This window comes from Trinickia soli (genome assembly GCF_002879855.1).
GTDB lineage: Bacteria > Pseudomonadota > Gammaproteobacteria > Burkholderiales > Burkholderiaceae > Trinickia > Trinickia soli.
Genome location: NZ_PNYB01000004.1, coordinates 213652 through 238524 on the forward strand (window position 1 = coordinate 213652; position 24873 = coordinate 238524).

At 62.0% G+C, this 24873-nt stretch carries 18 protein-coding genes; 6 read left to right on the plus strand and 12 right to left on the minus strand.

All coding sequences use genetic code 11. The features are described from left to right. Positions 1–11 precede the first annotated feature (11 nt). From C0Z19_RS06830 to C0Z19_RS06860, 7 genes are all read right to left on the minus strand, one after another. Positions 12–3701, minus strand: a complete 3690-nt coding sequence (locus C0Z19_RS06830; RefSeq protein ID WP_102609032.1) for a hypothetical protein — start codon at positions 3699–3701, stop codon at positions 12–14. 165 nt (positions 3702–3866) lie between these two features. Continuing rightward, the gene (locus C0Z19_RS06835; RefSeq protein WP_269844810.1) at positions 3867–5867 is read right to left on the minus strand and encodes an ABC transporter ATP-binding protein; all 2001 of its coding nucleotides are present in this window, start codon (positions 5865–5867) and stop codon (positions 3867–3869) included. Positions 5868–5976: 109 nt separating this feature from the next. Next, positions 5977–7248 (minus strand): DegT/DnrJ/EryC1/StrS family aminotransferase, encoded by a 1272-nt coding sequence (locus C0Z19_RS06840; protein WP_199180762.1) that lies wholly within the window; start codon positions 7246–7248, stop codon positions 5977–5979. A gap of 120 nt (positions 7249–7368) precedes the next feature. Beyond that, positions 7369–8055 carry a PIG-L deacetylase family protein gene (locus C0Z19_RS06845; protein ID WP_158242946.1) on the minus strand — a complete coding sequence of 229 codons (687 nt, stop codon included), beginning with the start codon at positions 8053–8055 and terminating at the stop codon, positions 7369–7371. Positions 8056–8087: 32 nt separating this feature from the next. Continuing rightward, positions 8088–9344, minus strand: coding sequence for an aminotransferase class III-fold pyridoxal phosphate-dependent enzyme (locus tag C0Z19_RS06850; RefSeq protein ID WP_102609035.1), 1257 nt, complete (start codon positions 9342–9344; stop codon positions 8088–8090). Position 9345: 1 nt separating this feature from the next. After that, positions 9346–11187, minus strand: a complete 1842-nt coding sequence (locus C0Z19_RS06855) for a hypothetical protein (protein WP_102609036.1) — start codon at positions 11185–11187, stop codon at positions 9346–9348. Then, the gene (locus C0Z19_RS06860) at positions 11184–12398 is read right to left on the minus strand and encodes a 2-deoxy-scyllo-inosose synthase (RefSeq protein ID WP_102609037.1); all 1215 of its coding nucleotides are present in this window, start codon (positions 12396–12398) and stop codon (positions 11184–11186) included. Before C0Z19_RS06860 ends, C0Z19_RS06855 begins: the two co-directional genes overlap by 4 nt. Positions 12399–12791: 393 nt before the next feature. Here C0Z19_RS06860 and C0Z19_RS06865 point away from each other — a divergent pair, with 393 nt between their 5' ends. The 3 genes from C0Z19_RS06865 (at position 12792) to C0Z19_RS06875 (ending at position 15904) form a co-directional block, all read left to right on the plus strand. Then, on the plus strand, positions 12792–14318 hold the full coding sequence (locus tag C0Z19_RS06865; RefSeq protein WP_158242947.1) for a GMC oxidoreductase: 1527 nt from the start codon (positions 12792–12794) through the stop codon (positions 14316–14318). A gap of 13 nt (positions 14319–14331) precedes the next feature. Then, on the plus strand, positions 14332–14580 hold the full coding sequence (locus tag C0Z19_RS06870) for a DUF6137 domain-containing protein (RefSeq protein WP_102609039.1): 249 nt from the start codon (positions 14332–14334) through the stop codon (positions 14578–14580). A gap of 79 nt (positions 14581–14659) precedes the next feature. Beyond that, positions 14660–15904, plus strand: coding sequence for a glycosyltransferase (locus C0Z19_RS06875; RefSeq protein WP_158242948.1), 1245 nt, complete (start codon positions 14660–14662; stop codon positions 15902–15904). A gap of 2 nt (positions 15905–15906) precedes the next feature. Here C0Z19_RS06875 and C0Z19_RS28190 read toward each other — a convergent pair whose 3' ends face one another. After that, entirely contained in the window at positions 15907–16080 is a 174-nt protein-coding gene (locus tag C0Z19_RS28190) for a hypothetical protein (protein ID WP_158242949.1), read from the minus strand. Between C0Z19_RS28190 and C0Z19_RS06880 the strand changes: the two genes are divergently transcribed. After that, positions 16079–16969 carry a phytanoyl-CoA dioxygenase family protein gene (locus C0Z19_RS06880; protein WP_102609041.1) on the plus strand — a complete coding sequence of 297 codons (891 nt, stop codon included), beginning with the start codon at positions 16079–16081 and terminating at the stop codon, positions 16967–16969. The two genes, C0Z19_RS28190 and C0Z19_RS06880, sit on opposite strands and share 2 nt — an antisense overlap. Before the next feature lie 153 nt (positions 16970–17122). On the opposite strand, the gene rsmA is transcribed toward C0Z19_RS06880, so the two are convergent. From rsmA to C0Z19_RS06900, 4 genes are all read right to left on the minus strand, one after another. Next, positions 17123–17941, minus strand: a complete 819-nt coding sequence (rsmA, locus tag C0Z19_RS06885; protein ID WP_102609042.1) for a 16S rRNA (adenine(1518)-N(6)/adenine(1519)-N(6))-dimethyltransferase RsmA — start codon at positions 17939–17941, stop codon at positions 17123–17125. Between the two features lie 73 nt (positions 17942–18014). Then, a complete protein-coding gene (pdxA, locus tag C0Z19_RS06890) occupies positions 18015–19016 on the minus strand; it encodes a 4-hydroxythreonine-4-phosphate dehydrogenase PdxA (RefSeq protein WP_102609043.1) in 1002 nt (333 codons plus the stop codon). Positions 19017–19027: 11 nt separating this feature from the next. After that, on the minus strand, positions 19028–20395 hold the full coding sequence (locus tag C0Z19_RS06895) for a peptidylprolyl isomerase (RefSeq protein ID WP_175084033.1): 1368 nt from the start codon (positions 20393–20395) through the stop codon (positions 19028–19030). A 94-nt stretch (positions 20396–20489) separates the two neighbouring features. After that, positions 20490–22853 carry an LPS-assembly protein LptD gene (locus C0Z19_RS06900; RefSeq protein ID WP_102609045.1) on the minus strand — a complete coding sequence of 788 codons (2364 nt, stop codon included), beginning with the start codon at positions 22851–22853 and terminating at the stop codon, positions 20490–20492. A 226-nt stretch (positions 22854–23079) separates the two neighbouring features. Here C0Z19_RS06900 and C0Z19_RS06905 point away from each other — a divergent pair, with 226 nt between their 5' ends. Continuing rightward, positions 23080–24114: an aminoglycoside phosphotransferase family protein gene (locus C0Z19_RS06905; protein WP_102609046.1), complete on the plus strand. Its 1035-nt coding sequence runs from the start codon at positions 23080–23082 to the stop codon at positions 24112–24114. A gap of 17 nt (positions 24115–24131) precedes the next feature. Then, positions 24132–24863, plus strand: coding sequence for an N-acetylmuramate alpha-1-phosphate uridylyltransferase MurU (gene murU, locus C0Z19_RS06910; protein ID WP_102609047.1), 732 nt, complete (start codon positions 24132–24134; stop codon positions 24861–24863). Positions 24864–24873 lie beyond the last annotated feature (10 nt).

Here is a 24873-nt window from a genome sequence, read left to right on the forward strand (position 1 = left end):
GTCTGCGATCTTCATGGGCAAGACGTACGCGTCCTTGTCCAGGAGTCCAGCATTGTCCAGTCGACACCTCGCTCCAATCGAAATCGGCAAATGGACTCGCGTGTCGAAATATGAGCCTGGATGGCTTGCTCTGCCGCGACACTATGTCCCCACGGTACAGTGTCCATGCCCTGGAGCAAACGCCCGAGTAAGGACTGCTCGATCTGGTCGGCGAAATGAGCCGTCAAGAAATGCTTGGCGCGCCGGAACCGGGCGCCGGTGTCAACCAGTAACGCGAAGAGTGGCGCGGCGCCGCAGTGAGCCACAGCGACCTCGGGAGCGTGTCGCACAATCAGTGCGTAGACGCCGGACAGCGTTGCGCCGCTCGCGGCCGCGATTTCCTGCAGTTCACCTTTCAGATCCGAGCGCTTGCACAAGCAGGCCGCGACCAGGTCATGACCGATATGAAACCCGTTCCGCCCGACGAGCCTCGCCAACGCCTGACGGGGCCAGTTTGCCGCCAGGAACAGGCTGGCCTGTCTGAGACACTCATAGCGGTCGCCCCACCGCGCATCGTCCTGCGCACAGTTCGCCAACCAATGCGCGTACCTGTCTATCAGGGACCAGCAGCGGCCTACCCCGCCGCGCAGGCAGTGCAGTATCAGCCCGCGTACGACACGGCTCTGCGCGATCGCGCTGACGGTGGAAGACATCGGCAAGGTATGCAAGGCTACGTACTGCGACGCATCGTCAAGAACCGTGCGGTACTGGACAAGCGCGGCGACCACTGATTTCCAGGCGGGCCCATTAAAGCGCTGAGCAAAACCATCGATCGCGCCGTTCTCGACATACGAAAAATCATAGGAGGCATCGAAGAGGAATCGTGTGGCAGCCACAAAGCGTGTGAGATCCTCATGTTGCCAAAGGCCCGCCGCCGGCGCACCGAGCCGAATGAATAGCGTCCAGGTGCCCAACACCTGCTCCCGCCGGATCACCAACTCGGGAAACATCCACCGGCGGATTCGTTCCAGGAACACCTCGAAGGCGAGGACTCGCGCGATCTCGCCACCGGAGCAATCCGGTGGCTCGGTCCATTCCACCGTGATCTGGCGGGGCGTAAATACATAGCTGGCCTTGTGCGTCCCCATCGGGATTTGAATTTCAAGTAGCTCTCGCTCAAAGCGCAGGACCTTCGTCGCGCGACTGCTGAATGTCGAGCAAAAGCGCTCAACGGCCTGCACGCGTTTCGGCAACGACCGGGTTTCAAGGCACAGCGATGCCAATGACCATTGGTGCAGCAGATTGTGCAGAACATGGGGGTTTTCGTAGCGAAGCGCGGCCTGCCGGGCAGCCGCGACGGTATCAAACTCGGCACGCCAATTGCGGTCCTCGATTTCAAACGAGCGGGGCATCTCCTCGTCGAGCCACTCGTGCATCCAACCTTGAAACCGGAGTAGCACCACATCATCGCGAAGAGACAGCGACCCCTTGCGAAGATGTGCAATCCATTGCTGCATCACCAAAAGGTACCGACGGTAGCAGTCCGCATCGCCCCGCTCCACCGCACGAGCCAGCAGTCCTTTCAGTGAGGCGTCATAAGCCTCGATCAACGCCCCCTTGAGCTGCTCGGCGACGTTCCCCATTCCCACTTCGCACAGTGCGCTTTGTAAGCTCGCGTGGGCGTCATTCACCTGCTCCGAAAGCTGCGCGACTGCATCCGCGCCGAAGGCGATGCCCCTGAACGAGACCATTGCATGCTGGAAGGCCTCCAGTGATTCGAGGACGGTGCGGTGAGTCAGCGCCAGCGGAACCAATTGGGCGACACTCGGAATCGGCAGCCCCAACGAATGTAGGGGCGTCAGCGACCTGGCCGACAAGCCGCGCTCATAGGCGTGCGCCAGTGCATCGATGTAGGAAGCCATTTCAGCCGCCTCATAAAACGGCAGCCGAGTACATTCCGCACTGACGAGCGATACGCTGCCGAGCACCAGCACGGCACTATCCCGCTGATGCTCGATCAATTGCCTGGCTGCCGAATCGATCAGGCAAGCCAGCGTGGGTGGCCGTACCCACGATGATGCCTCTTCGCAATCCAGCAAAGCGATAATGAGCCGCAGGTCGCCACTCTTCACGAGTAGACGGACCGCAGATGACAACGCGAACAGCGTGGGCAACTCGAGCCGCGACTCGCCTCTCGAAATCTGGATCGCGCGGGCATAGGCTCTGGCGAATCCGGTGCGCGCGCAGAGTTCGCCAGCGTACCCCGGAGACGGATACCGCGACCGCCCGATCTGTGCGAGCAACGACGGTGACTCCACTGTGTCGTCGACCCGCTGCATCCACAACGACGCCATCGGCTGCTCGGTACGAGCAAGCAATCGCTCTTTGGCCTCTCTGGCCAGCGGCAACCGATTCAATTCAGACAGAGTCTCGGTGCAATGCGCGGCCAGTTCACCTTTGGCAGTAAGCACCTCATCCGTAAAGACGGCGGCGCAGCCGTCCGGTAAGACCAGCTCTCGGCGAACCGCTGTCCGAATTGATCGCAGCATCGTCGAGTCACCCAGAATACAGGTGCCACGATCATACGCAGCGCAATCCGCGCTGGCGGGCACACGCGGCGTGTCCGCTTTTACACAAGTGATCTTCTGCTGGCGAAACATGATGCCTGCGTGTTCCTCTGCGCTACCCTCGTCCACCAGCACGATTGCCACCTCGGCCTGCTCCCGCGCATCCAGGCCAAGATACTGACGCCACGCGCTCATGAGGTCGGGCGCCGCCAACGCGCGACCGAAGGACTTCGCGCCTAGCAGCAATAGCTCGCCGTCCACAACGTCGTAGTGCCGGCTCAGCGCCTCGTAGCAATCGTCGGTCAACGCCGCTCGCTCACGAAAAGCGGCATCGAAATGTGCCGGCCGCGCCTGCAGGAGATGCAATCGTCGCACCTGTGTTTCTCGCAGATGTCGTCCCCGCCAGAGCCTGATGTCAGCCGAGGCCGGGCGCAAGACAAGGGTCGTTGCCCGCGAGCCGACGCTCTGAGCGCTGGCGAAGCCGAAGCCGAGCGTATGGGCAACATTCATCACGCGCCGATCGCGCGGCATGACGGTCGTGATGGATACGAAGCCCAGCGCCGTATCGAGACCCCATTCGCAATCAATGGCGGAGAACTCGAACGCCTCCATGAGTTCGGCGCACACGGCCTCCAATTGGTCCAAGACCGCGGAGTCGAGATAGGGGGAGTGATCGAGGTCAACATCGCCAGCTACATCGATCTTTAGCAGCGGCTGCACAAAGCACGAGACGGCTTCGAAACGGGTGGCTCGCCCTGAAAGCGTCAACTGTCGCCGAGCGTGCTCGGTCAATCCGCTCAGAGCTACGGTGGCGATCTGCTGCAGCAGATCTTCCGGCGCAAAGCAGATCAGGCTTTCGTAGCCCCCGGCATTGACGTGATCCGTGAAATCCTCAATGCCGGCACTACGCACGATCCACGGCGCCGGACCGCAGACCTGCGCCACCTCCTGCCTAAGCCGGGGAAACGCTTGTGCCAATGAAGCGGCATACGCCGATTCGATCTTCACCATCGGCGCCGTGTCATCCGTTACTACGAGCGGCAGCGCGGCGACGGGAAAGATCGGCGGGACCAGTCCGGCCAGTGAGTCGATTGCGCGAATGCGCAGGAGCCGATCCAACTTCGGCCCGTACGATGAATGATTGTCTCTATACATAGGGGGTGGATATCCGAACTCTGCGAGCTCTGATAGATGGGACCACACCGCGCGATAAGCGCGAGCAGTTTTCAATGAACGACGTAGAGATCCGGTTCGACGAATGCCCGTTTCGATCACTCTGCGTTTGTCGAACTTAAGAGGTCAACGCATGACCTGGTACAGCTACTCGCCCGTTTGTCTCAGTGCTTCCAATGGCGAAGACAGTTGGCGACTACGACGCACCGCGGTGTCGCGAGAGGCCTGGCGATCTGTTGGACCGATGCCGACACCACCGCATCTGACGTCAACGTGCGCGCTCTGCGCAGCCTCGTCGATGGGTCGTGCCCCCTCGTCCGATGCCTCCCGCAGAATTCCGCCGCTCTGGTGAGCCCACAACCGCGCGTAGAGGCCTCCTTGTGTCAACAATGTTTTATGGCTGCCTTGCTCGACGATACGACCCTCATCGAGCACGATCAGCCGGTCCATCGCTGCGATGGTGGAAAGCCGGTGCGCGATAGCGATCACGGTCTTACCTTCCATCAACCGGTAAAGGCTTTGCTGGATCGCAGCTTCCAACTCGGAGTCGAGCGCACTGGTAGCCTCATCGAGTAGCAGGATCGGTGCGTCTTTCAGCATCGCACGCGCGATAGCAATGCGCTGACGCTGGCCGCCGGAAAGCTTGACGCCCCGCTCGCCTACGTGTGCCGCGTAGCCGCGCCGACCACTCGCGTCGCTCAGGTTGACAATGAAGTCGTGCGCCTCGGCGCGCAACGCTGCCGCCTTTATCTGCTCCGGCGTAGCATCCGGGCGCCCGTAGGCCAGGTTTTCGGCGATAGAGCGGTGCATCAGTGAGATGTCCTGGGTGACCATGCCAATCTGACTGCGCAGCGAGTCCTGCGTGACGGATGCAATATCCTGCCCATCGATTGAAATCCGCCCACGCTCAAGGTCGTGAAAGCGCAGCAGCAGGTTCACCAGAGTCGACTTGCCCGCGCCCGATCGGCCAACGAGGCCGATCTTCTCGCCGGGTCCGATGTTTAAATCGAGGTTGTCGATCACGTGGCGACCGACAGATGCATAGCGAAAGCTCACTTGCGAGAACGACACCTCGCCGCGCCGTACATCGAGCTCAGTGGCATCCGGCGCATCAAGCACAGCGTGCGGTCGCGACAGCGTCTTCATCCCGTCCTGTACCGTGCCAATACTCTCGAACAGACTCGTCATTTCCCACATGATCCAGTGCGACATCCCTTGCAGCCGCAGCGCAATAGCGATTGCCGCAGCCACAGCCCCCGCACCTACCGCGCCGCGTGACCACAGCCATAGCGCCATACCCGTCATGCCGGCCGTGAGTCCCATGCTCAGCATGTGGCTGACGATGTCGAAGGCGCTGACGAGACGCATCTCGCTGTAACCGGCATGCATAAATTCCCGCATCGCCTCGCGCGCGAAGCCCGCCTCGCGCTGCGTGTGGGAGAACAGCTTGACGGTAGTGATGTTGGTGTAGGCATCGCTGACGCGGCCGGTCATCTGTGCGTGAGCATCGGCCTGCGCTCTACCGACCTTGCCCAGGCGCGGCACGAAATACAGCAGCGAGGTGATGTAGAAGACGAGCCAAGTCACGAACGGCCAAACCAATTGCGCGTCGAGCACCCCGATCAGGACGATCATGGTTGCCATATACACGCCCATGGCAACGAGAACGTCGACCAGGACGAAGATGGCTTCGCGCACGGCGACCGCGGTTTGCATCACTTTTGTCGTAAGGCGGCCGGCGAACTCATCCTGATAGAAGACCATGCTTTGGCCCAGCAGCAGCCGGTGGAAGTTCCAGCGCAGCCGCATCGGAAAATTCACCGTCAGTACCTGATGCTTCACGACGGTCTGCAAGGCGAGCACTACGACACTGCTCGCGAGAAGCGCTGCCAGCCAAACCAGGGAGCTGCCGCGCTCGGCCCACAGGCGCGATGGTGCCTGCATACTGAGCCATTCGACCACGCGCCCTAGCATTGCAAACAGCAACGCCTCGAAAGCCGACATGAGGATGGCAAGTATTGCCATCAGCAAAATCTTGCCGCGCACGCGTTGCGTGCAAGCCCAAAGGAAAGGGAAGATCCCTTCAGGCGGCACGGGGGGTTCGTCCGCGGGAAACGGGTGAAGCCGTTTTTCGAAAAAGCTGAACAAGGTATTGGTCTCCCAGGCGTTCTGCAACCTTGGCCGCACGCGCGTCCAGACACGGAGGTCGCAGATGCTTGCCAAGCGCAAGCGATGAACGGGCGGTTCGCAAACGTTGTCAGCCACGTAGATGAGCAACCAACCGCGCCACTTTCTCGAAGGCGGCTGCCACATGCGCCATCGCGTCGGCATCGGCTAACAACATGCGGTGAGGCAGAGCAATACAGGATCGAGAGAACGCTTGCGCTGCGGGCAAGTGGTAACGGGACGGATCGACCGCATCGGCAAAGCCGTCACCCAGCGCGAACCGCGTTCGCGAGAAAGGCTTGTACAAACGATTCTGATTGAGCGCGCTGTACATCGTTTTACAGGGCAATCGAATCTCGGCGGCCAGTGCCCTGGCGAATCGCTCGGCGCCCGCCGCATCGACGATTGACTGCGGTAGTCGAACCACGTAGGAGTAGTACGTCCGCGCCGTGGTACCTATGGCAGTCGCTTGCGGTGAAAACCCAAGTGAAATCAGCGAGCTGTCCAGGATGACAGCGTTGCGATGGCGTAACGCCCGTTGCTCATCGAGCATATCCAGCTGCGCCGTCAGGATGGCCGCGTGAAATTCCGAGAGGCAGTAGTTGCTGCCCATGATTTCTGCGGTTTCAACCAGCATCATCTCGTCCATCCCGGGCGGCTGTGCAGCGAGTGTGCGACCATCGGCCCGAAGATGCGCCAAGCGGCGCATCAACCTGATGTCATCTGTGATCACGGCCCCGCCCTCGCCGCTCGTCAGCAACTTGCTGTGCTGCATCGAGAACGTACCCGCCGCGCCAAAGCCCCCGACATGCCGCCCCGCATAGCGGGCTCCATGCGCTTGGGCGCAATCTTCGATCAACGGGATCGACCGCGCGTGGGCGACCGCCACGATGCGATGTAGGTCCGCGACCGCAGATCCCAGATGGACCACTGTGATGGCCCGTGTGCGCGGCGTAATGGCCCGTTCAAGCGCGACAGGATCGAGGCAGCCGGTGTCTGCCTCGACGTCGGCCAGTACGGGAACAGCGTTGACACCGAGTACCGCTGATGCAGAAGCGACCCAGCTTACACCGGGCACGATCACCTCGTCGTACGCGCCAACCTCGCAGGCCTCCAGCGCCATGGTCAGAGCGGAAGTGCCCGTCGCGCACGGCACACAGAAGGCAGCACCTGTGTACGCGGCAAACGCCTGTCCGAAACGCTCTTCCCACGATGCCTGTCCGCGATATGGCCCGCTGATGGACCATCGGTGGCTTTCCAGCACGGCAGCAATGTTGCGCCGTGTGTTCTCAGTATTCTGCGGCCAATTGGGCCAATGCCGATCAACGACAGCACGCCCACCATGAATTGCAAGCGTATCCACCCTGCATCCCTCCATAGATTATGTTTGGCAAAGCCCCGTCCACATAGGCTTGAACCTGCACCGACCCGTGGCCAGGCTCGTCGAGCGCTAGATTTGACATATGCGTGGTGGCATGAACATTCAACTTGTCCTACGCCACACGCGTTCTGCGTAACGCCCGGTGCTCGCACCAATCCGACCGGCGTGCTGCAGCATCTCGGCGACGGTCAGCGCGCTGGTCTGAGAACGGTAGCTCCACATGTCCTCGCATTTGTTCCTTACAACGAGTTCGATGTCGACCGTCCCAGCTGGCGCGAGGCCCTGGGTGGCGAGCTCCTTGTCAAGTTCGGACAGCCGCAGGCTCGCGCTGTACGGAATGTCCTCGTAGTAGAAGATATCGGCCTGATGCAGTGCGTCCGCCGCTGTCCGCACGATCCGATGATCGACATGTCCGCCGAGGCCACAAGGCGCGACGACGACATCGGGGACCAGACGAGCCACTGTGTCGCCAATCAGCGTTACGACGTCCGCCGTCCTCGGATCATCGTCAGGTACAACGCTGAGCTCCGTAGCCTCGTCGTAGCCCATTACAAAGCTGTCAGGGCAGTAAAGAATCGAGTAGTCGATCCTACGTCGCTCGCAGTAGGCCCGGTCCTCTTGCTCCCGCACCGCGGATATGACATCCACGGACGCCTCGCGCAAATTCGACGCAAGCGCCCACCCGCTGCGCCCGAAGATCGTCATCAGCAGGATGTCCGCCCGCAAGGAAAGGTTTGCCACGATGCCGCCGATCGAGTAGGCGACATCATCCGCGTGCGGCGACAGCAACAGGATCCGCCTCCCGACCAACGAGTTCAAAGTTAAGGAGAGCATCGCTCCTCCGCGATCCACTCGATTGCTTGCTGGGCGGGAACGATGTCGGTGGCGCCGTCCATCATGCTGAAGGCTGCCTGGAAGCGTCTGTGCAGGCTTACCGACGTGGGTTCGGTCGGCCCCAGCTGCCGGGAAGTGGCGGCCAAGCCAACCTCAAAGCGGTGAATCAGTTCGTCAAATACGTCTGCTGTCGCCAACGAGACCGCCTGATTGTCACCTTCATAAAGCAACAAACCTGCTGCGGCGCAGTTCGAGTACAAGACTTGGTCCATGGGCTCGCTTGCTGAGACGATCTGCAGCAGCGGGCCGTCGCCGTAGATCTCGATTGGCAGCTCAGTGCGCCGCACCGCATTTCGCATTTCCGCGGCGAGGGCGGCGCCGCACCGGACCAGTTGCTGATAACCGTCCTGGTCCGCCATGTAATCCATCGTCGCCAGCGCGGCCACGATCGGGATCGTGTCGAAATAGGCGGTATAGGTGAAGTCTTTCGCCGACGCCATCACATCGGATCTGCCAATCAGGCATGAGAGTCGCAAGCCATTTGCCAGCCCCTTGGCGAAGGTGTACAGATCCGCATGAAAGCCGACAGCCTTGGGAAATCTCGAAGCACGCACCGAACGGTAGCCTTGTTTGACATCGTCGCAGCACAGCAGGACGCCCTCGCGCTTGGCGATCTCTGCCAGCCTACGCAGCGTGTCCGGTTTCAGGTGAACATAGTCCGGTGACAGCATCACGAGCGCCACGTCCCCCCGGTGCCGTTCGAGCACGCGTTCAAGCAGTTCCGGCACAAAGTAAAAATCGATGATGCCGCTGGCGTTAGCAGTCAGCAGGCGGTCGGGGCTGACCCAATAGTCGCCCCAGCCGTGATAGCCGGCGCTGGCAATGACACGCCGTCCGGTAAACATCCGCGCAACCTGGACAGCGGCTCGGCAGGCCTCCGTGCCCGTGCTAAAAAAGGCCAGACGCGCCTCGCCCAAACCAACGTCTTTGATAATCCTGGTTGCGAGTTCGTCGTGCTGGTCGCTCCAACAAGTCGCGCAAGCCACTTGACTCTGGAGGTGGCGCGCGATCGCTGCATTCACCACGGGATGGTGGTGCCCAAGCGTGATGCAACCCTTACCGTTCATCAGGTCGATGTATTGCGTCCCATCCGAGAGCGTGACCCTCGCGCCTCTGGAGCTGACGGCGCGTAGCCCCGGCCGTGCGGTGCAGATACAGGTGACAATGTGGCTCGGTCTGTCCATTTCATTCTGCCAAAGATGTCTCGAACCCCGCCAACGCAGAGGCCGTTGCAAGCAACTCGTCGAAGTCTCGGCGCAACGCGATGCGGCCGCGCTCGCTAAGTGTCCTCACGCTTCGCAGCCGCGCCTCGGCGATCGTTACTGCGGCCAGCGATAAACTCTCTCGGACACTCGAATAGACCAAACCGCACAGCGACGCGAGGTGATGAGCGTCCGTGCGCGCCAAGCGGTTTTCCACCAGGAAGGCCCCCAGTTCAAGCTCGGGGAAGCTGACATCGCCCCAGTTCGTCTCCAACTGGAAACGATGAAGACGCCCCTGCTCGTCAACTTGCCAATGCCAGTCGCCGCAGGCATAGCGCAATGACGAACGAATCGCCCTGCCGGTCTGTCCCAGCCACGGCACGGGCTGCGCCAGAAACTCTCCCAATTGCCGCGACAACGCCGGCCGCTCGCCGCAGCGCGCCTGCATAGCAGCCAAGACCGACTCCCATCGGGGGCCGAGTGCGGTAACGACAGAATTGTTGTGTGCGCGCGCGGTGACCTGTCCGGCAAGAACGTTCAACCAGTTCGCCGTTTGTGCCAGCAGGTCCGCCCGCGTTGACGGACTCGATTCGTGAAACTGCTCGCGGAAAGATTGTGAGCGTCCAATGTCGACGGTTACGGCATAGCCATCAATAAACCAGGCAGGACGCGTGCAGTCCATCTCTTGCACGCGCTGCAGCTCGGCTCGACCGAACACGCCCTCTCCGATAAAGCGCAAGTGCATCAGCGCCTGACCGCGGGAATCGCAGACTGCTATCGGTGTCTTGCGCGGATTGACCAATGGCCGCCTGCCCGACATAACGCGTGCGTCATTCCACGGCAACCAGGCACAGCCCAACCCGTACCGCAATTCCCCTTGGGGGCACCGGAATTGCAATCGAACGTCCTCGGGGATCGCGGGTAGACCCGGTGCCTCCTGCAACCGCTCAATAAACCTTGGATGTTCGTTGGCTGACAGACACTCCCAAAGCCGTGGGTTTCGACGGTCACACACCACGGACAATGACGAGTACGAAGGCGCATGAAACCGCTCAGGACCGCGCCAAAGCTTCCCAACGCTGGCGAACCACAAGTCAATGCCGGGCGAGTGCAACAGGGCTGCAACGCGCCCCATCGTCACCCCGGTATCCGGCTGGTCGTCCACCACTACAACGACCGACGTACGCCTGCTCCCGAACCAGGCCTGAAGAGTGGTCGCCTGGCCAACTGACGCGGCCTGCCCGGCCTGCGGGCGCACAGTGCACCAGTGCGCATCGGCGACGCCGAAGCCAGTCAACACTGCCTTCCAGAGCGGCGCGAGATAGACACCGCCTGTGCGTACCCCGACGATCAACATGGGGCGGTCAACGCCGACCCGCCCGATCAGCTGCCGGGCATCGTCAGCAATCAACTCAATGTCCGCAAGGTTGTAACCGCAGCACTCCGGCATCGGCAGGCGAAGCGCCTTGATTAGCGATACGGCCCTCGAGTCCCCGAAGAGCGGGGCGCACGCCAATGCCGGCACATCGGCCATCGCCGGTACCGCTCTCTGCCCGAGGAGCACCTGCCCAGCGTGATCGGCCTCACGCGTGGCAAGACGAAGCGCTTCGCTGATCCGGCCCGTCGTCGAGGCTGATGCGGCCGCATCCGATTCGTGCGCATCAAGGAGGTCGGCCCAGAACTGCACGGCGGCACACGCTACGAAATATCGGTCCAGGGGTTTCTGGCCAGCCGCGGTGCATAGGCGGCCGAGAATTTGCCCGACGTCGATGCACATCGTCCCGGTAGACCTCATCGGCGTCGGCTGCCCGGTCTCGGCTGTCACAGGCGGCTTTCCTCAAGTGCAACGTTCGCGCCGCCGGTCAAATGGGCCTCAATGCAAGACTGAACCAGCGAGAGGTCGACCAGCGTCAATGGTCTATCGGCCGGCCCGCAAGGAATCCCGGGCCCCGCCAACAAGATCATAGCCACCTGGTCCGGGGAAGCGGATACATACCCGCGCTTATTGTCCATGCGCAGCAGCGCCATGGCCGCGGCTACGGTGACGCCCGGCGGCAACAGAGCTGTCAGTCCATTGCGCTTCAGCAGCCGATGATGAAGCTGCACGTCGACCTCGCTCAGCCGCCCAAGTCGACCGGCCACTTCCGCCGCCACTATCATCCCGAGACCGACCGCTTCGCCATGCGGCACGCGCCCATTCGCCGCCAGCTCAATGGCGTGCCCCACCGTATGGCCGTACTCGAAGACAATAGCCTGCCCGCGTTCGCATTTATCGCCAACCATGATCTTCTGCTTGGCAAGCAAACCGGCTTCGACGATGGACATCAGCTCTGCATTCGAATAGTTCGCGGCCGGCTTCAATCCATCTTCAAGTAAAGGGATGTTCTCCGTCGCCACGGTCAATGCGTTCTTGATCATTTCGCACATGCCCGACCGCATTTGCGCAACAGGCAACGTCTGCAGGAAATTGAGATCAATAAGTATTGAAGTCGGCGTGTGAAAACAGCCCAGAAGATTCTTTCCCTGCGGAAGATTCACCGCCTGTTTAAGCGAGGCCACCGAGTCAGCCGCAGCAATCAGCGTCGTCGGCACATGCACGAGGCGGATGCCGCGAAACAGCAAAGCGGCGGTCAACCCGGCGAGGTTCCCGATAACGCCGCCACCGACCGCAACGATCGCACCTCGCCGGTCGATGCCCGCACGTACCATTTCCTGGGCGAGGTGCTCAACCATTCCAATGGACTTTGTTGATTCGCCGTCGTCCGCGACCCACAACCTGGCCGGTGCCTTCGCCGCGATCCGTTCGAATAGTCCCGACGCGTGCAATCGGGAGACAGTCTTGTCAGTAACCACGTGATAGCTCGATGCATCGAGCTCGCACAATTTGAATATAACGTCATCCACGCAGCGGGCCCCGATCCATACCGGGCAGCATTCGTTTTCGAATCGGAGTTGCAAGTTGCGCATAGAACATTTCCACCTTTTCAATGGCATCACTACATCGAGTACATCGACCATTAAATCCCACCAACTCATTCGATGAATTCCCGACCATTACAATTCGAAGGACCAGCGGGGTGCCGAATAGTCAGCCACAAATCATCGAAATTGCACATCAATTGCATATTTTCAGACTGATTTACGTTTCGCCATCAAAATAACTTCATTAGGATTTAGGCCAGCGATGTGACGGAGATTGCTATCGCGCGAATCAGGCAACACACGTGTTGCCCATGGCCGTAGCAACAGGCCGAACATTTCGATTACGGCAGCAGCGACGTTTCGCCCCTGCACGCCGGGATGCAACGACGCTAAAGGACCATCCATCCGATGACCTCTTCATTCGCGCCATTCGTAGAAGTGCGCGCCCTTGGCGCGTCGCATATGCACGGACTTCGAGCACACGCTTCGCTGGAGGATCCGTTTGATGTGATCGTCATCGGCAGCGGCGCCGCGGGTGCCGTCGCTGCAGAGACCTTCGTTCGCGCCGGCCTTCGCACGCTATTGCTGGAAGAAGGCGCAAGGCTTAAGGCCGACGCGGCGAATGCGGCAGTGGACACGGACGCCATTACCGCGTTCGCAGGCAATGACACACAGGGGTGGAACCAGCAGGGGTGGCCATGGACCACCCGCAATCTGGGGGGCGGCACCGTCTTCTATGGCGGTGCTTCTTTCCGTTACACCGAATTCGATTTCGATCCGAGCGAGCGCATTCGAGTCGATGGCATGCCGACGAAATGGCCTATCGGTGCCGACGATCTCGCGCCTTTCTACAAGGAAATGGAATCGCGTCTTTGCGTCGATCATGCGGCGTTCACGTCCGAATCCGCCGCGGCGCCGGGATCTTTGAGCCTGCCGGCGGAGCACCTCTGGAGAGGCGCGCTCCAACTCGACCTTTCGCCTCGCCCAACCCCCGTAGCCGTCGACCGCGCCCTGTGCAACCGTTGCTCGCTATGCATCTCGACACAATGCACCCGAGGCGCCAAGCGAGACGTGGTAAGCACCATGCTCGGCCCGCTGGCCGATGCGCCCAATTTGATGCTACTGACCGGAGTGAAGGCGGTAGCGCTGACGCAGGAGACGCGCAATCGCGCTCATGCGGTGCAATGTATGGATGCCGGGACCGGCCGGACTCACTCCTTTCGCGCGCATCGTTTCGTACTCGCCTGCAGTGCCATTCAGACGGCCGCGTTGCTACTGCGTTCGGTTACGCCGTATGCGCCTGGCGGGCTTGGGAACGATCATGACGTTGTCGGCCGAGGCCTTTGTATGAAGCTCAGCGAATATTCACAGGGCATTGTCAATGTGGACAGACATCAAATCGACGCTCACCCCGTTGGCTATCGCGGCCCGTTCTCGACCGTCTGCGTGCTCGACCACTATCTGGACGGACACTGTCCGAACGGTGTCGGCGGACTGATCTACGAAGCCAAACACGATGACTGGCGCTCTTTGCAAGTCGACGGCCTCGTGTTACGCGTCGAGACCATTCTCGCGGACCATCCGTCTCTCGGAAATCGGGTGCGTCTTTCCAGTAGCAAGGATCCTTGGGGGCTGCCGAGGATCATGATCGACTATACGGCGGACTCGCGCGATTTGGCACGATTGGCCTATATGGTGGAACGCTCTGCCGATTGGCTGAAGGCAGCCGGCGCGCGCGATATCCGACATGAGGCCTCGAATTTTACGATGGGTAGCACACATTTGCACGGCACTTGCCGCGCAGGCAACGACCCTCGGACATCGGTAGTAAATCGGGACGGTCGGCTTCATTCACTGGAAAACGTTTACGTCGCGGACGGCAGCTACATGCCCTATCCCGGCGGATTGAATCCCACATTAACGATCCAGGCCAACGCGCTGAGAATTGCCCGGCTCATCGCGCAAGAGGCGACTGGACATGCGGTCGCCTTGCGAACGCTGCAAACGGTTGCCACCCGGGGAGATCTCTTATAAAGCGGCCACGGTCATGACATCCACCTTCATTCGTCAGCTCATCATCCACACGATTTGTAATGTGACCGGCAACGAGCCGACAGAAATCGCGGCCCTTCACCGGGTTGAATTGAATACTCGCGACTGGGAACAAGTCTTCAGCCGACTGGAAGCGGCTCTCGACATCCATACCCGCATGCTGACGTCGACTGAGCGATCGATTTGCATCGATACGTTGACGCAGACGCTACATGCCAAGGTCGCCGGCAACATCATCAGCTGATCGAACGTGCGAGCAATTGCATCGATCAAGGTGCCTGCCATCCGAAGCTTCATTGCACGACTTACTGACGACCGGTCACATGAAAGTTCTAAAGCTGACACCTTTTTTTCACCACCCGGATGCTGAATCCTGGCCCAGAGAATACGACTCGGTCGGCGGTATGCAGGTGCAGACCTGGCGGCAGGCGGTCTGGCTTGCGGAAGCAGGCATCCATCAGCACGTCATGACAATCGGTTTCCCGGGGTTGCCCAAATTGCGGCAACTGCATCCGCTTCTGTGGGTCGAGCGGATGATGGTCCCCATGCCACGAATCCGATCAGAGTTCAGCGGGCTGGTGGCGTTGACCCAGTCTTGGGCCGCAGCGACATTGGGCGCACTGTTTCATCGAGCACGCAGACAGGACTTCGACGTCGTCCATGCACACCTGGACGGACAGATCCCCGCGCTGCTGGTCGCTTGTCTGGCTCCTCGATTATTGGGGCGCCCGTTGATCGTGACAGTGCATTGCTCCCGGCTCGCCGTCTATACCCCGACTTCCTGGCTCGATGCGCTTCAACACCGGGTGGCCCAATGGCTGGAACGGCGGACAATCGCGAAAGCCTTCGCGATTATGGCCCTGACCCAGCGTACCGCCGCAGTACTCGCCAAAGATGCCCAGCGCGTCGCAATCGTTCCTGACGCCGTCGATACGACTCAGTTCGCACCGCCGCCGCTCGCGGCAGTAAAGGCATTTCGCGAGCGCCATGGCCTGCGGAAGAAAACAGTGGGCTTTGTCGGGCGAATCGCGAAAGAAAAGGGATGGCCGCACCTCATCCCGCTCGCCAAGGCCCTCCGCGAAGAAGAATGCGAGTTGTTGATTGTCGGAGACGGAACGCAACGCGATCGCCTACGACGTGCCATCGATGAAGCCGGCCTGCAAGATTGTGTGACGGTTACGGGCTTCATTCCGAATCACGAAGTACCGCTCGCGATGGCAGCCTGCCGTCTCATTGTCATGCCATCAATGTATGAGGAATTCGGCGGAGCCAGCATCGAAGCCTTGGCCATTGGTGTGCCCGTCGTGGCCTTTGCCGTCGGCGGCCTTCAGGAAATTTTGCGCGGTGTCACTCCCGAGCTGCTGATCCCCGCCGAGGACACGCACACACTGATCACGCGAGCCAAGGAGGTGCTAGCCGGCCACCATGCGAAGAAGGTTCACCCAGCGCGGCTGCGAGCCTATGTCGAGGGTCGCTACACGCCATCCGCGATGTGTGCTCGAACCCTGGACCTTTATCAGTCCGCGCACGGCAATTCGACCAAGCCTGCCAGGGTCGGTTCACGCTGATCTCATGCCTGCGAATGCGCCTTGCCGGGCTTCTCTCCCTTCGGGATTTCCTGCGGGGCACCATGCGCCGGCAAGGCACGTTCCTCAGGTGTAAAAAGCGTTTGTGGGGCAATGATCGCCCGGCGTTTGCAATAGCACAGGCCCGAAAAATTACCGGCATCGATGGAATAGACCATGTCCCTGATTCATCTTCCCAACAGTGCTTCCGCGTCAGATGTAGAGCAATGCCTCCGCGAGCACGGCTACGCGATCATCGACAAGCTTGTGCCCGCTGCGATGATGGAGCGTATTGCTGAAGAGCTGGAGCCTTATATGGCTGCCACGCCCTTCGGGCCGGACGGCATTCTCGGCAAACGAACAAAACGCACAGGCGGCCTGATCTCCCGATCGCCAAGTGTGCGCGAGTTGATTCTGAACCCGACCATCCTGGAGACTACCCGGCGCTTCCTGGCCCATGCAACGACGTTTCAGATCCACTGCACCCAGGTCGTCTCCCTCCATCCTGGCGCCAAGGCGCAGACGCTGCATCAAGACGAGGTAGCCTGGGATATGTTCCCCTTCCCGCCCGATTACCACGCGCAATGCAACACGCTGTGGGCCATGACCGATTACACCGAGGACATGGGCGCGACGCGCATCGTGCCTGGCAGTCATCGCTCGGGGCGGGGCGCCGAATTCGGGACGGCGGACAGCTTCCCCGCAGCAATGGAAAAGGGCTCGGTGCTGGTATACGACGGGAAGGTCTACCATGGCGGTGGCAGCAACCAATCCGACCGCATCCGATCAGCGATCAACCTGACTTACTCTCTAGGCTGGCTTCGACAGGAGGAAAATCAGTTTCTGTCTTGCCCGCTCGAGATAGCCCGTACATTGCCGAAAGAGTTACTACGTCTGATGGGCTACCAATGCGGTGCGTTTGCCTTAGGCTACGTTCACGGATTTGAGGATCCCATGACGGTGCTGGGTAGGAGCCAACCCGGCAAGCTCGTGGGAGCCGAGTTGATGCTTAACGCCGAGCAAAACGAGGAGCGCAAATCCTTTCTGCGGGATGTCACGTTTGATTGAAACGAGCGCTGGCGCCAACGCTGATAAGAAGTCAATAGCCGAAGTAGAAGGCACACGCACATCCAGCGTGCGCCTCTTACCAGTCTTGACGTTCGCGCTCACAGAAACGTGCTAGTCAACGCGCCGGCCCGGCGCGCCGGGCCAAAGTAGGCGTTACGAAGCCGTCGCAAGCGCTTGCGCTACGCGCACGTATTCGTCGACGGGCACATCCTCGGCGCGCCGCGCGAGGTCGAAGCCCAGCGCTTCGAAGTCGACCTTGTCGCGATACGCGGCCAACGTGTTGCGCAGCATTTTGCGACGTTGCGAAAACGCCGCCGTCACGAGTTCGCCGAACAGGCGCATATCGACGCTCGCCAGTTCGTGCGGCGCGTAAGGGATCATGCGCACGATGGCCGAATCGACCTTCGGCGGCGGCTGGAACGATTCGGGCGGCACATCGAGCAGCTTATCGATCACGTATCGGTATTGCAGCATCACCGACAGGCGCCCGAACGCTTTCGTGCCGGGCTCGGCCACCATTCGCTCCACCACCTCGTTTTGCAACATGAAATGCTGATCGATAACGATCGGTGCGAACGACATCAGGTGAAACAGCAGCGGACTCGAGATGTTGTAAGGCAGATTGCCGACGATGCGCAGCGTCGGCCGCTCGTGCGTGTCGACGAGCGATGAAAAATCGAAATCCAGCGCATCGCCCGCATGCAGGGCAAGGCGTTCGCCGAACTTGTCCTTGAGCCGTACGATCAGATCCCGGTCGAGCTCGACTGCATGCAGCGGCATGTCGGGCGTGGCGACGCGTTCAGCGAGCGGCTCGGTCAGCGCGCCCAACCCCGGGCCGATCTCGACCATCCGCTGCCCCGGCTGCGGACTGATCAGCGAGACGATCGAATCGATAATGCCGAGATCGACGAGAAAGTTTTGTCCAAACCGCTTGCGCGCGAAATGGCCTTGGTGCTGTGCTCTGTTGGACATCGAAATCGTGAGGAAAACGAAATAAGTCGGGAAACGGCGCCGCAGCTTTCGCAGCGGCCGAAGGCGACGTGCGTCAGCCGCCGCGCCGATTGCGCGCCATCGTGACAGCCGTGTCGATGGCAGCGATCATACTGCCCGCATCGGCGCGCCCCGTCCCGGCCAGATCGAGCGCGGTGCCGTGGTCGACCGACGTGCGAATGATCGGCAGCCCCAATGTGATGTTGACGCCTGCGCCGAAGGTCGCGTACTTGAGCACCGGCAATCCCTGGTCGTGGAACATCGCCAGCACGCAGTCGGCTTCGTCGAGATAACGCGGCTGAAACAACGTGTCCGCCGGATACGGGCCACGCACATCGATGCCGCGCTGGGCGGCCAGTGCAAGCGCCGGCGCGATCACGTCGATCTCTTCGCGCCCGAGGTAGCCGTTTTCGCCCGCATGCGGGTTCAACCCGGTCACGAGGATGCGCGGGACGGGCAAGCCGAAATCGCGACGCAGGTCGTGATCGATGATGGCGATCGTTTCGACGAGGCTGTCGATGTCGATCGCGCCCGGCACGTCTTTCAAAGGCAAATGCGTCGTTGCCAGCGCGACGCGCAACGGGCGCGCACCCGTGCCGGTCAACATCATGACGACGCGCGCCGTGGACGTGCGCTCGGCAAGGTACTCCGTGTGCCCCGTGAACGCGACGCCGGCATCGTTGATCGTGCTTTTCTGCAGCGGCGCCGTGACGATCGCATCGAATACGCCGCCCAGCGCGCCGTCGATCGCCGCGTCGAGCAGATCCAGCACGTAGCGGCCATTCGCGGCGTCGAGCCGCCCCGCCTGCGCCGGCACGGCCAGCGGCCGATGTGCGACGCTGACCTGCCCTGCGGCCAGCAGCGCCGCCCAATCGACGCCGACCGCACGGGCTCGCGATTCGATCAGCCCTGCGTCGCCCAGTACTTCAAAAAAGACGCCGGGCCAATGCGCGGCCGCCCCCGCAAGCGCAATCGCCGTCAGCTCCGGGCCCACGCCGGCCGGCTCGCCGGTCGTGATCGCGAGTTTGAGCGGGGCAGCCCGGGCGGCGGTCGTCATCGTCTATCGGCTCACTGCTGTTGCGCGACCGCGCCGCCGATCTTGTACTGCACGTAGGCCGAGTCACGCAGCTGGCGCAACCAGTCGGCGTACGCCTGCTCGGCCTTGCGCTGGCCGATGGCCTGGCGCGCCAGATCCAACTGCTGCTGCACGGAGCCTTCCGCTTCGCGTCGGCCCAGAACCTGAATCAAGTGATAGCCGTACTCGCTTCGAACGGGTTCGCTGATCTCGCCGTCTTTGAGATTGTTCATCGCGCGCTCGAACTCGGGCACCGTTTCTCCGGGGCTGATCCAGCCGAGATCGCCGCCTTGCGATGCGGAGCCGTCCTGCGAATAGGTGCTCGCGAATTTCGCGAAATCGCCGCCCGCTTCGATCTGCTGGCGAATTTCGAGCAGCTTCTGGCGTGCGCCGGCTTCGGGCTGGCCTTCGCCGACGCGCAGCAAAATGTGGCGCACGTGCGTTTGCACGAGCTTCGGTGCATCGGCCGCCGAACCGCCGACACCGACGCGCCGGTCGACGAGCCGCATCACTTCGAAACCGGCGTCCGTGCGGATTACGTCGGGGTTGACCTCGCCCGGGCGCAGTTGCGCCGCGGCCGTAACGAACGGCGCAGGCAGCGTGCTCGGAGCCTTGAAGCCGAGATCGCCGCCCTTGGCCGCGTCGGCCGCCTGCGAATTCTGCTTCGCCAGCGTTTCGAACTTCGCGCCGCCCTTGGCCTGCTGAAGGATCGCTTCGGCCTTCTTTTGTGCCGCGGCGACATCGGCCTCGCTCGCACCGGCCGGCGCCTTCACGAGAATGTGCTCGATTCGCAAATCCTGCTGCGCACGGGCGCCCGGCCCGCGTTGGCTCGCGATGTAGTTCGCGACTTCTGCGTCCGACACGGTCACCTTGCTGTCGACCTCTTTTTCGCGCAGCTTCGATAGCGTCAGCTCGTTGCGCGCGTCGCGCGTGAAGACCGACCAAGGCACGCCTTCGGCCTCGATGCGCGCGCGATAAACGTCGAGCGACAGATTGTTGGCGGCGGCCAGACGCTGCAATGTCTTTTGCACGGCCGCGTCATCGACGACGATGCCGTCTTCCTTCGCCTTCTCGAGCTGGATGCGTTCGAGCACCATTTGGTTCAGCACCTGCGCGCGCAATTGGTCTTGCGGCGGCACGGGCGCATGCTGCTGCGCGAGCCGTCGCTCGATGAGCCCGACGCGCCCGTCGAGTTCGCGCACGGTGATGACGTCGTCGTTGACGACGGCGGCGACCGAGTCTACCGTTTGACCCGTCTGGTTCCTCAACGCTTGCGCCGAGGCCGGCGCAGCCGGTAGAAGAACGGCGGCGGCCAGAGCGGCTACCAGCGTTGCCAAGCGAACTTTATTCACGATTGCCACAGATGCTCCAAATGTCTCGGGCCGGTTTGCCACAGTCTGCCACGGCCCTTTTTTGCGCATGCTTACACGAATCCCACATGCGTTCGCTGCCCACTCACTCGTAATTCGTGAAACGCGCCAGCGGCGGCGGCGGAGGCGGCGGCGGCTGATAGCCCGCCACCCCAGCCCGGAAGGCCGCCACGAGCCCATTGTCGACGTTCGACAACCCCTTGAGCGTCAACTGCGCGAGAAAGCGCGTATTGGACGTATGCTGTCCCATCGAATTCAAGCCGTTCGCATAACGCTGCGCGCCGAAGCCAAAAATCCAGCAATCGGCATCGTACTGGAACCCGACAACGCCGTCGACGAGCCGATGCCCCTGCATATCGTAATTGAACCGGCCGACGGCATAGAGGCGCTGCGTGAGCGGCCACTCGGCCGATAGCAGGATCTGATTGATCGGCTGATTGCTAAGCGTCGGATTCGCGCGCGTATAACGGTAGGCAACGTTGACGACCTTGCGCTCGTCGGGACTGAAGCCGAAGCCGATGCTCGATCGCACGAGCTGGTTGTCGTCCGCATTATATTGGAACGACGTTTCCGAGGCGAAACCGGCGCCGAGCTTCAGAGAAGCGCCGAGAATCAGGTCCGAATGCCCCGTGGCCGGCGTCGGCGTGTCCGTCGACAACGCGACGCGCTGATCCGTGAAGTAATACTCCTGCGCCAGGACGAAGCGTGCGCGCTCGTCGCCGGTCGCGGCGTCGATAAAGCGCGTCGTCAGGCCCGCCGTGAGGCGGTTCGCATCGGCGATCCGATCGTTGCCGACGAACGTGTTCGGCGTGAAGATTTCGGCAAGCCCGAAGTCCGATTCCGCGGTATCGAACAGCGGCGCGAACATCTGATTGCGGTACGGCGTGTAGACGTAATAGAGCCGCGGCTCGAGCGTCTGGATGTAATCGTTGCCGAACAGCCTGACTGAGCGGTCGAACACGAGCCCCGTATCGAAGCTCAGGGTCGGCACCGATTCCGTGAACGCCTTGGGTTGCCCGGTAGGCGCGGTGCTGGAGATATTGCGGAGATCGTACGAGGCGAAGTGGAACTGCGCCTTCGGCACGACGAAGTAGCCGGGACCGACGATCCCGTACGACACGTACGGGTTGAACACGACACGATCGCCCTCGGTCGAATCGGCCGTCGTGATTCTGAAACGCGTGTAGTCGGCTTCCGCGCCGAAGTCGAACCCACCGACGTTGTACTTCGCGTACTTGACGTTCAACTGCGGCTCGCGGCCGTATGGCGGCGCCGAGCCTTGCAGCGTTTGCCAGTGCTGTTCGCGCGCGAGCACCGACCAGGGCCCGTTGTTGTACGTGATGCCCGCTTCCTGCTGGAACAGCAACTGCGTGCCGATGAGGAACTGATTGCCGACCGACGACAGATCCTGCGGGTAGGTGCTGTCCGACACCTTGTTGTACGACACGTAAGCGCCGAAACCGCCGCCGAGATTCTGAGCGTGCTGCCAGTAGATCGCGTAGCGGTTCTCGTGCTTGAGCGCGTCGTTCGGCAGAAACTCGCCGGTGAGCGTGCCCGAATAGGTGGGCGACAGGTAGCGGAACATCGCCTGCGTCTGCACGCCGCGCTTGGAAATGAGGCGCGGCGTCAACGTCAGATCGCGGTTCGGCGCGATGTTGAAGTAGTACGGCAGCGATATTTCGAAACCGTTGGTCGAGCCCGCCGAGAACTGCGGCGGCAACAAGCCGCTGCGCCGGTCGCTCGTGAGCGGGAACGACACCCACGGGCTCGCGAAAATCGGCACGCCCTGGAAGAACACCACGGCGTTGTGCGCCACCCCTTCTTCGGCGCCCGTATCGAAATCGAAGCGCGTGCCGCGGATATACCACGACGGGTCTGCGCACTGGCAAGCGGTATAGGTCGCGCTCGTGAACTCGGAGCGCTCGCTATCGAGCAAATCGACGCGCGCGGCGCTGCCCGAGCCGCCGTTCGTGCTGAAGTGATACTTCGGCGACGGCATGTAGCCTTCGCTGGCCTCGACCCGCAGATGCGCTTCGGGCCCGGCGAACAACACGCCGTTGTTGATCACGCGCACTGCGCCGTAGGCATCGGCCAGATCGGTGTCCTGGTCGTAATGAAACGCGTCGGCCTTGATGACGGCCACGCCTCGCCGCAGCTCGGCGGAGCCTTTGGCCGAAACGTCCCGGTCGGACGTGCCGTTCGTGCGGTCGCCCAGCACGAACGCAGCGGGCGCGCTGCCCGCCGGCAAGGGATGCTCGGTGAGCTGCGGCGCGAGCCGCAAGCCCCAAGGGGCGTCGGTAGGTTGCGGCTGCGCGGCCGCGCCGCTCAACTGCGCGTTCGACACGGCGGGCATCAGGCCGGGAACGGCGATCAGCGCCGCAACGAGCCGTCTCATGCGCGGCAGTGCATCGCCGGAAAAATTCGTGGAAAGGAGCGGTCTAGGCGGCATCTATCGTTTGGCGAATCGGCTCGGCGGCAGGCGCGGCGCCCGTCGCACATCGCCGCGACGGGCCGCATAAGGCGGCTTGCCGCGGTGCGCGCTGGCGCGAAGCGCGCACATGCGCGAGCGACGAGCAGTCGAACGGGACCGTGCGAAAGCCGACACGGGAACTGGGGCACAACACAAAAAGTCGTCGGGTATTATATGGCAAGACGTTTTACCGCCCGCACCCACAATGACCGATTCCCCCGTTGACACCCGGCGCGACGCCCTCGCCGCGTGGCTCGGCACGTTCGCAAGCCGCTACGGCCTCGACCTGTCGACCCTCGCCCCCGCTTCGAGCGACGCCAGCTTCCGCCGCTATTTCCGTCTTGCGAGCGCGAGCGAACACGGCGCCTCGCTGATCGCCGTCGATGCGCCGCCCCCCGAAAAATGCCGCGAGTTCGCGCAAGTCGCCCAGATGCTGTCCGATGCCGGCGTGCATGCGCCACGCGTACTCGAATGCGATCTCGACAGCGGCTTCATGCTGGTCACGGATCTCGGCACGCTCAGCTATATCGACGTGCTCGATCCCAACGATACCGGAAGCGCCAAGCCGCTCATGCGCGCGGCGCTCGACGCGCTGATCCGCTGGCAGTCCGTTTCGCGCGACGGCGTGTTGCCGCCATTCGACGAAGCCTTCCTGCGCCGGGAAATGGAGCTCATGCCCGAATGGTACGTGGCGCGCCATCTGGGCCGGGAGGTCGACGAGAAGATGCGCGGCGTGCTCGACCGCACCTACGCGCTGTTGATCGCGAGCGCACGCGCGCAGCCGCAGGTCTTCATGCTGCGCGACTACATGCCGCGCAATCTGATGATCTGCGAGCCCAACCCCGGCGTCCTCGATTTTCAAGACGCGGTGCAAGGGCCGATCAGCTATGACGTCGCCTCGCTGCTGCGCGATGCCTTTATCAGTTGGGACGAAGAGTTCGAACTCGACTGCTTCGCCTACTACTGGGAACGCGCAAAGAAGGCGGGCCTGCCCGTCGATCCCGATTTCGGCGAGTTCTATCGCCAGATCGAGTGGATGGGGCTGCAGCGGCATATCAAAATCCTCGGACTGTTCGCCCGCCTGTATCACCGCGACGGCAAGCCGCGCTACCTGGCCGACCTGCCGCGCTTCATCGCCTACGCACACAAGGTCAGCGAGCGCTATCGTCCGCTCGTTCCGTTCGCGCGCCTGCTGGACGATCTCGAAAGTCGTTCGCAGCAGGTCGGTTACACCTTTTGAGAAAACGGCACGATTCAATGCCCCCTGCAATGACGACGGCCATGATTTTTGCCGCGGGCCGCGGCGAGCGGATGCGCCCGCTGACCGATACGAAACCGAAGCCCTTGCTGGAAGCGGGCGGCAAGCCGCTCATCGTCTGGCAGATCGAGCGCTTGGCGCAAGCGGGCTTTTCGACGATCGTCATCAACCATGCGTGGCTCGGCGAGCAGATCGAGCAGTCGCTTGGCGACGGCGCGCAATTCGGCGTGCGGCTCGCGTACTCGGCTGAAGCCGAGGCGCTCGAAACAGCGGGCGGGATCGCGCAGGCGTTACCGCTGCTTGAAACCGACGGCGTGCCGACCGTGTTCGCGGCCGTCAGCGGCGATGTCTTCTGCGAATTCGACTACGCCCGTCTGCGCGGGCCGGCGGAGCGTCTTGCCGCCTGCGCGCAGCCGGGCATGCACCTGGTCATGGTGCCGAATCCGCCATTTCATCCGCACGGCGATTTCGCGCTCGATGCGGCCGGGCAGCTTTCGCTCGACGGCGAGCCGCGTTACACGTTCGGCAACATCGGGCTTTACGACACGCGCATGTTTCGCGACCTCGCGCCCGGCGAGCGCCGCGCGCTGACGCCGTACTATCGCGAAACGATCGCCGCCGGCCGCGCGAGCGGCGAGCTGTACGCGGGGCGTTGGGAAAACGTCGGCACGCCCGCGCAACTGCAGGCCCTCGACACCGCTTTACGTCAGGTCGCGGCCGCCCCCCGATAGCGGGTTGCCG

Bases quoted from the DNA above. Each gene is read 5' to 3' on its own strand.
- C0Z19_RS06830 (WP_102609032.1), bottom strand. From the start codon at position 3,701: ATGTATAGAGACAATCATTCATCGTACGGGCCGAAGTTGGATCGGCTC.
- C0Z19_RS06850 (WP_102609035.1), bottom strand. From the start codon at position 9,344: ATGGACAGACCGAGCCACATTGTCACCTGTATCTGCACCGCACGGCCG.
- C0Z19_RS06860 (WP_102609037.1), bottom strand. From the start codon at position 12,398: ATGAGTTGGTGGGATTTAATGGTCGATGTACTCGATGTAGTGATGCCA.
- C0Z19_RS06870 (WP_102609039.1), top strand. From the start codon at position 14,332: ATGACATCCACCTTCATTCGTCAGCTCATCATCCACACGATTTGTAAT.
- C0Z19_RS06875 (WP_158242948.1), top strand. From the start codon at position 14,660: ATGAAAGTTCTAAAGCTGACACCTTTTTTTCACCACCCGGATGCTGAA.
- C0Z19_RS06880 (WP_102609041.1), top strand. From the start codon at position 16,079: ATGTCCCTGATTCATCTTCCCAACAGTGCTTCCGCGTCAGATGTAGAG.
- C0Z19_RS28190 (WP_158242949.1), bottom strand. From the start codon at position 16,080: ATGGTCTATTCCATCGATGCCGGTAATTTTTCGGGCCTGTGCTATTGC.
- rsmA (WP_102609042.1), bottom strand. From the start codon at position 17,941: ATGTCCAACAGAGCACAGCACCAAGGCCATTTCGCGCGCAAGCGGTTT.
- pdxA (WP_102609043.1), bottom strand. From the start codon at position 19,016: ATGACGACCGCCGCCCGGGCTGCCCCGCTCAAACTCGCGATCACGACC.
- C0Z19_RS06900 (WP_102609045.1), bottom strand. From the start codon at position 22,853: ATGCCGCCTAGACCGCTCCTTTCCACGAATTTTTCCGGCGATGCACTG.
- C0Z19_RS06905 (WP_102609046.1), top strand. From the start codon at position 23,080: ATGACCGATTCCCCCGTTGACACCCGGCGCGACGCCCTCGCCGCGTGG.
- murU (WP_102609047.1), top strand. From the start codon at position 24,132: ATGCCCCCTGCAATGACGACGGCCATGATTTTTGCCGCGGGCCGCGGC.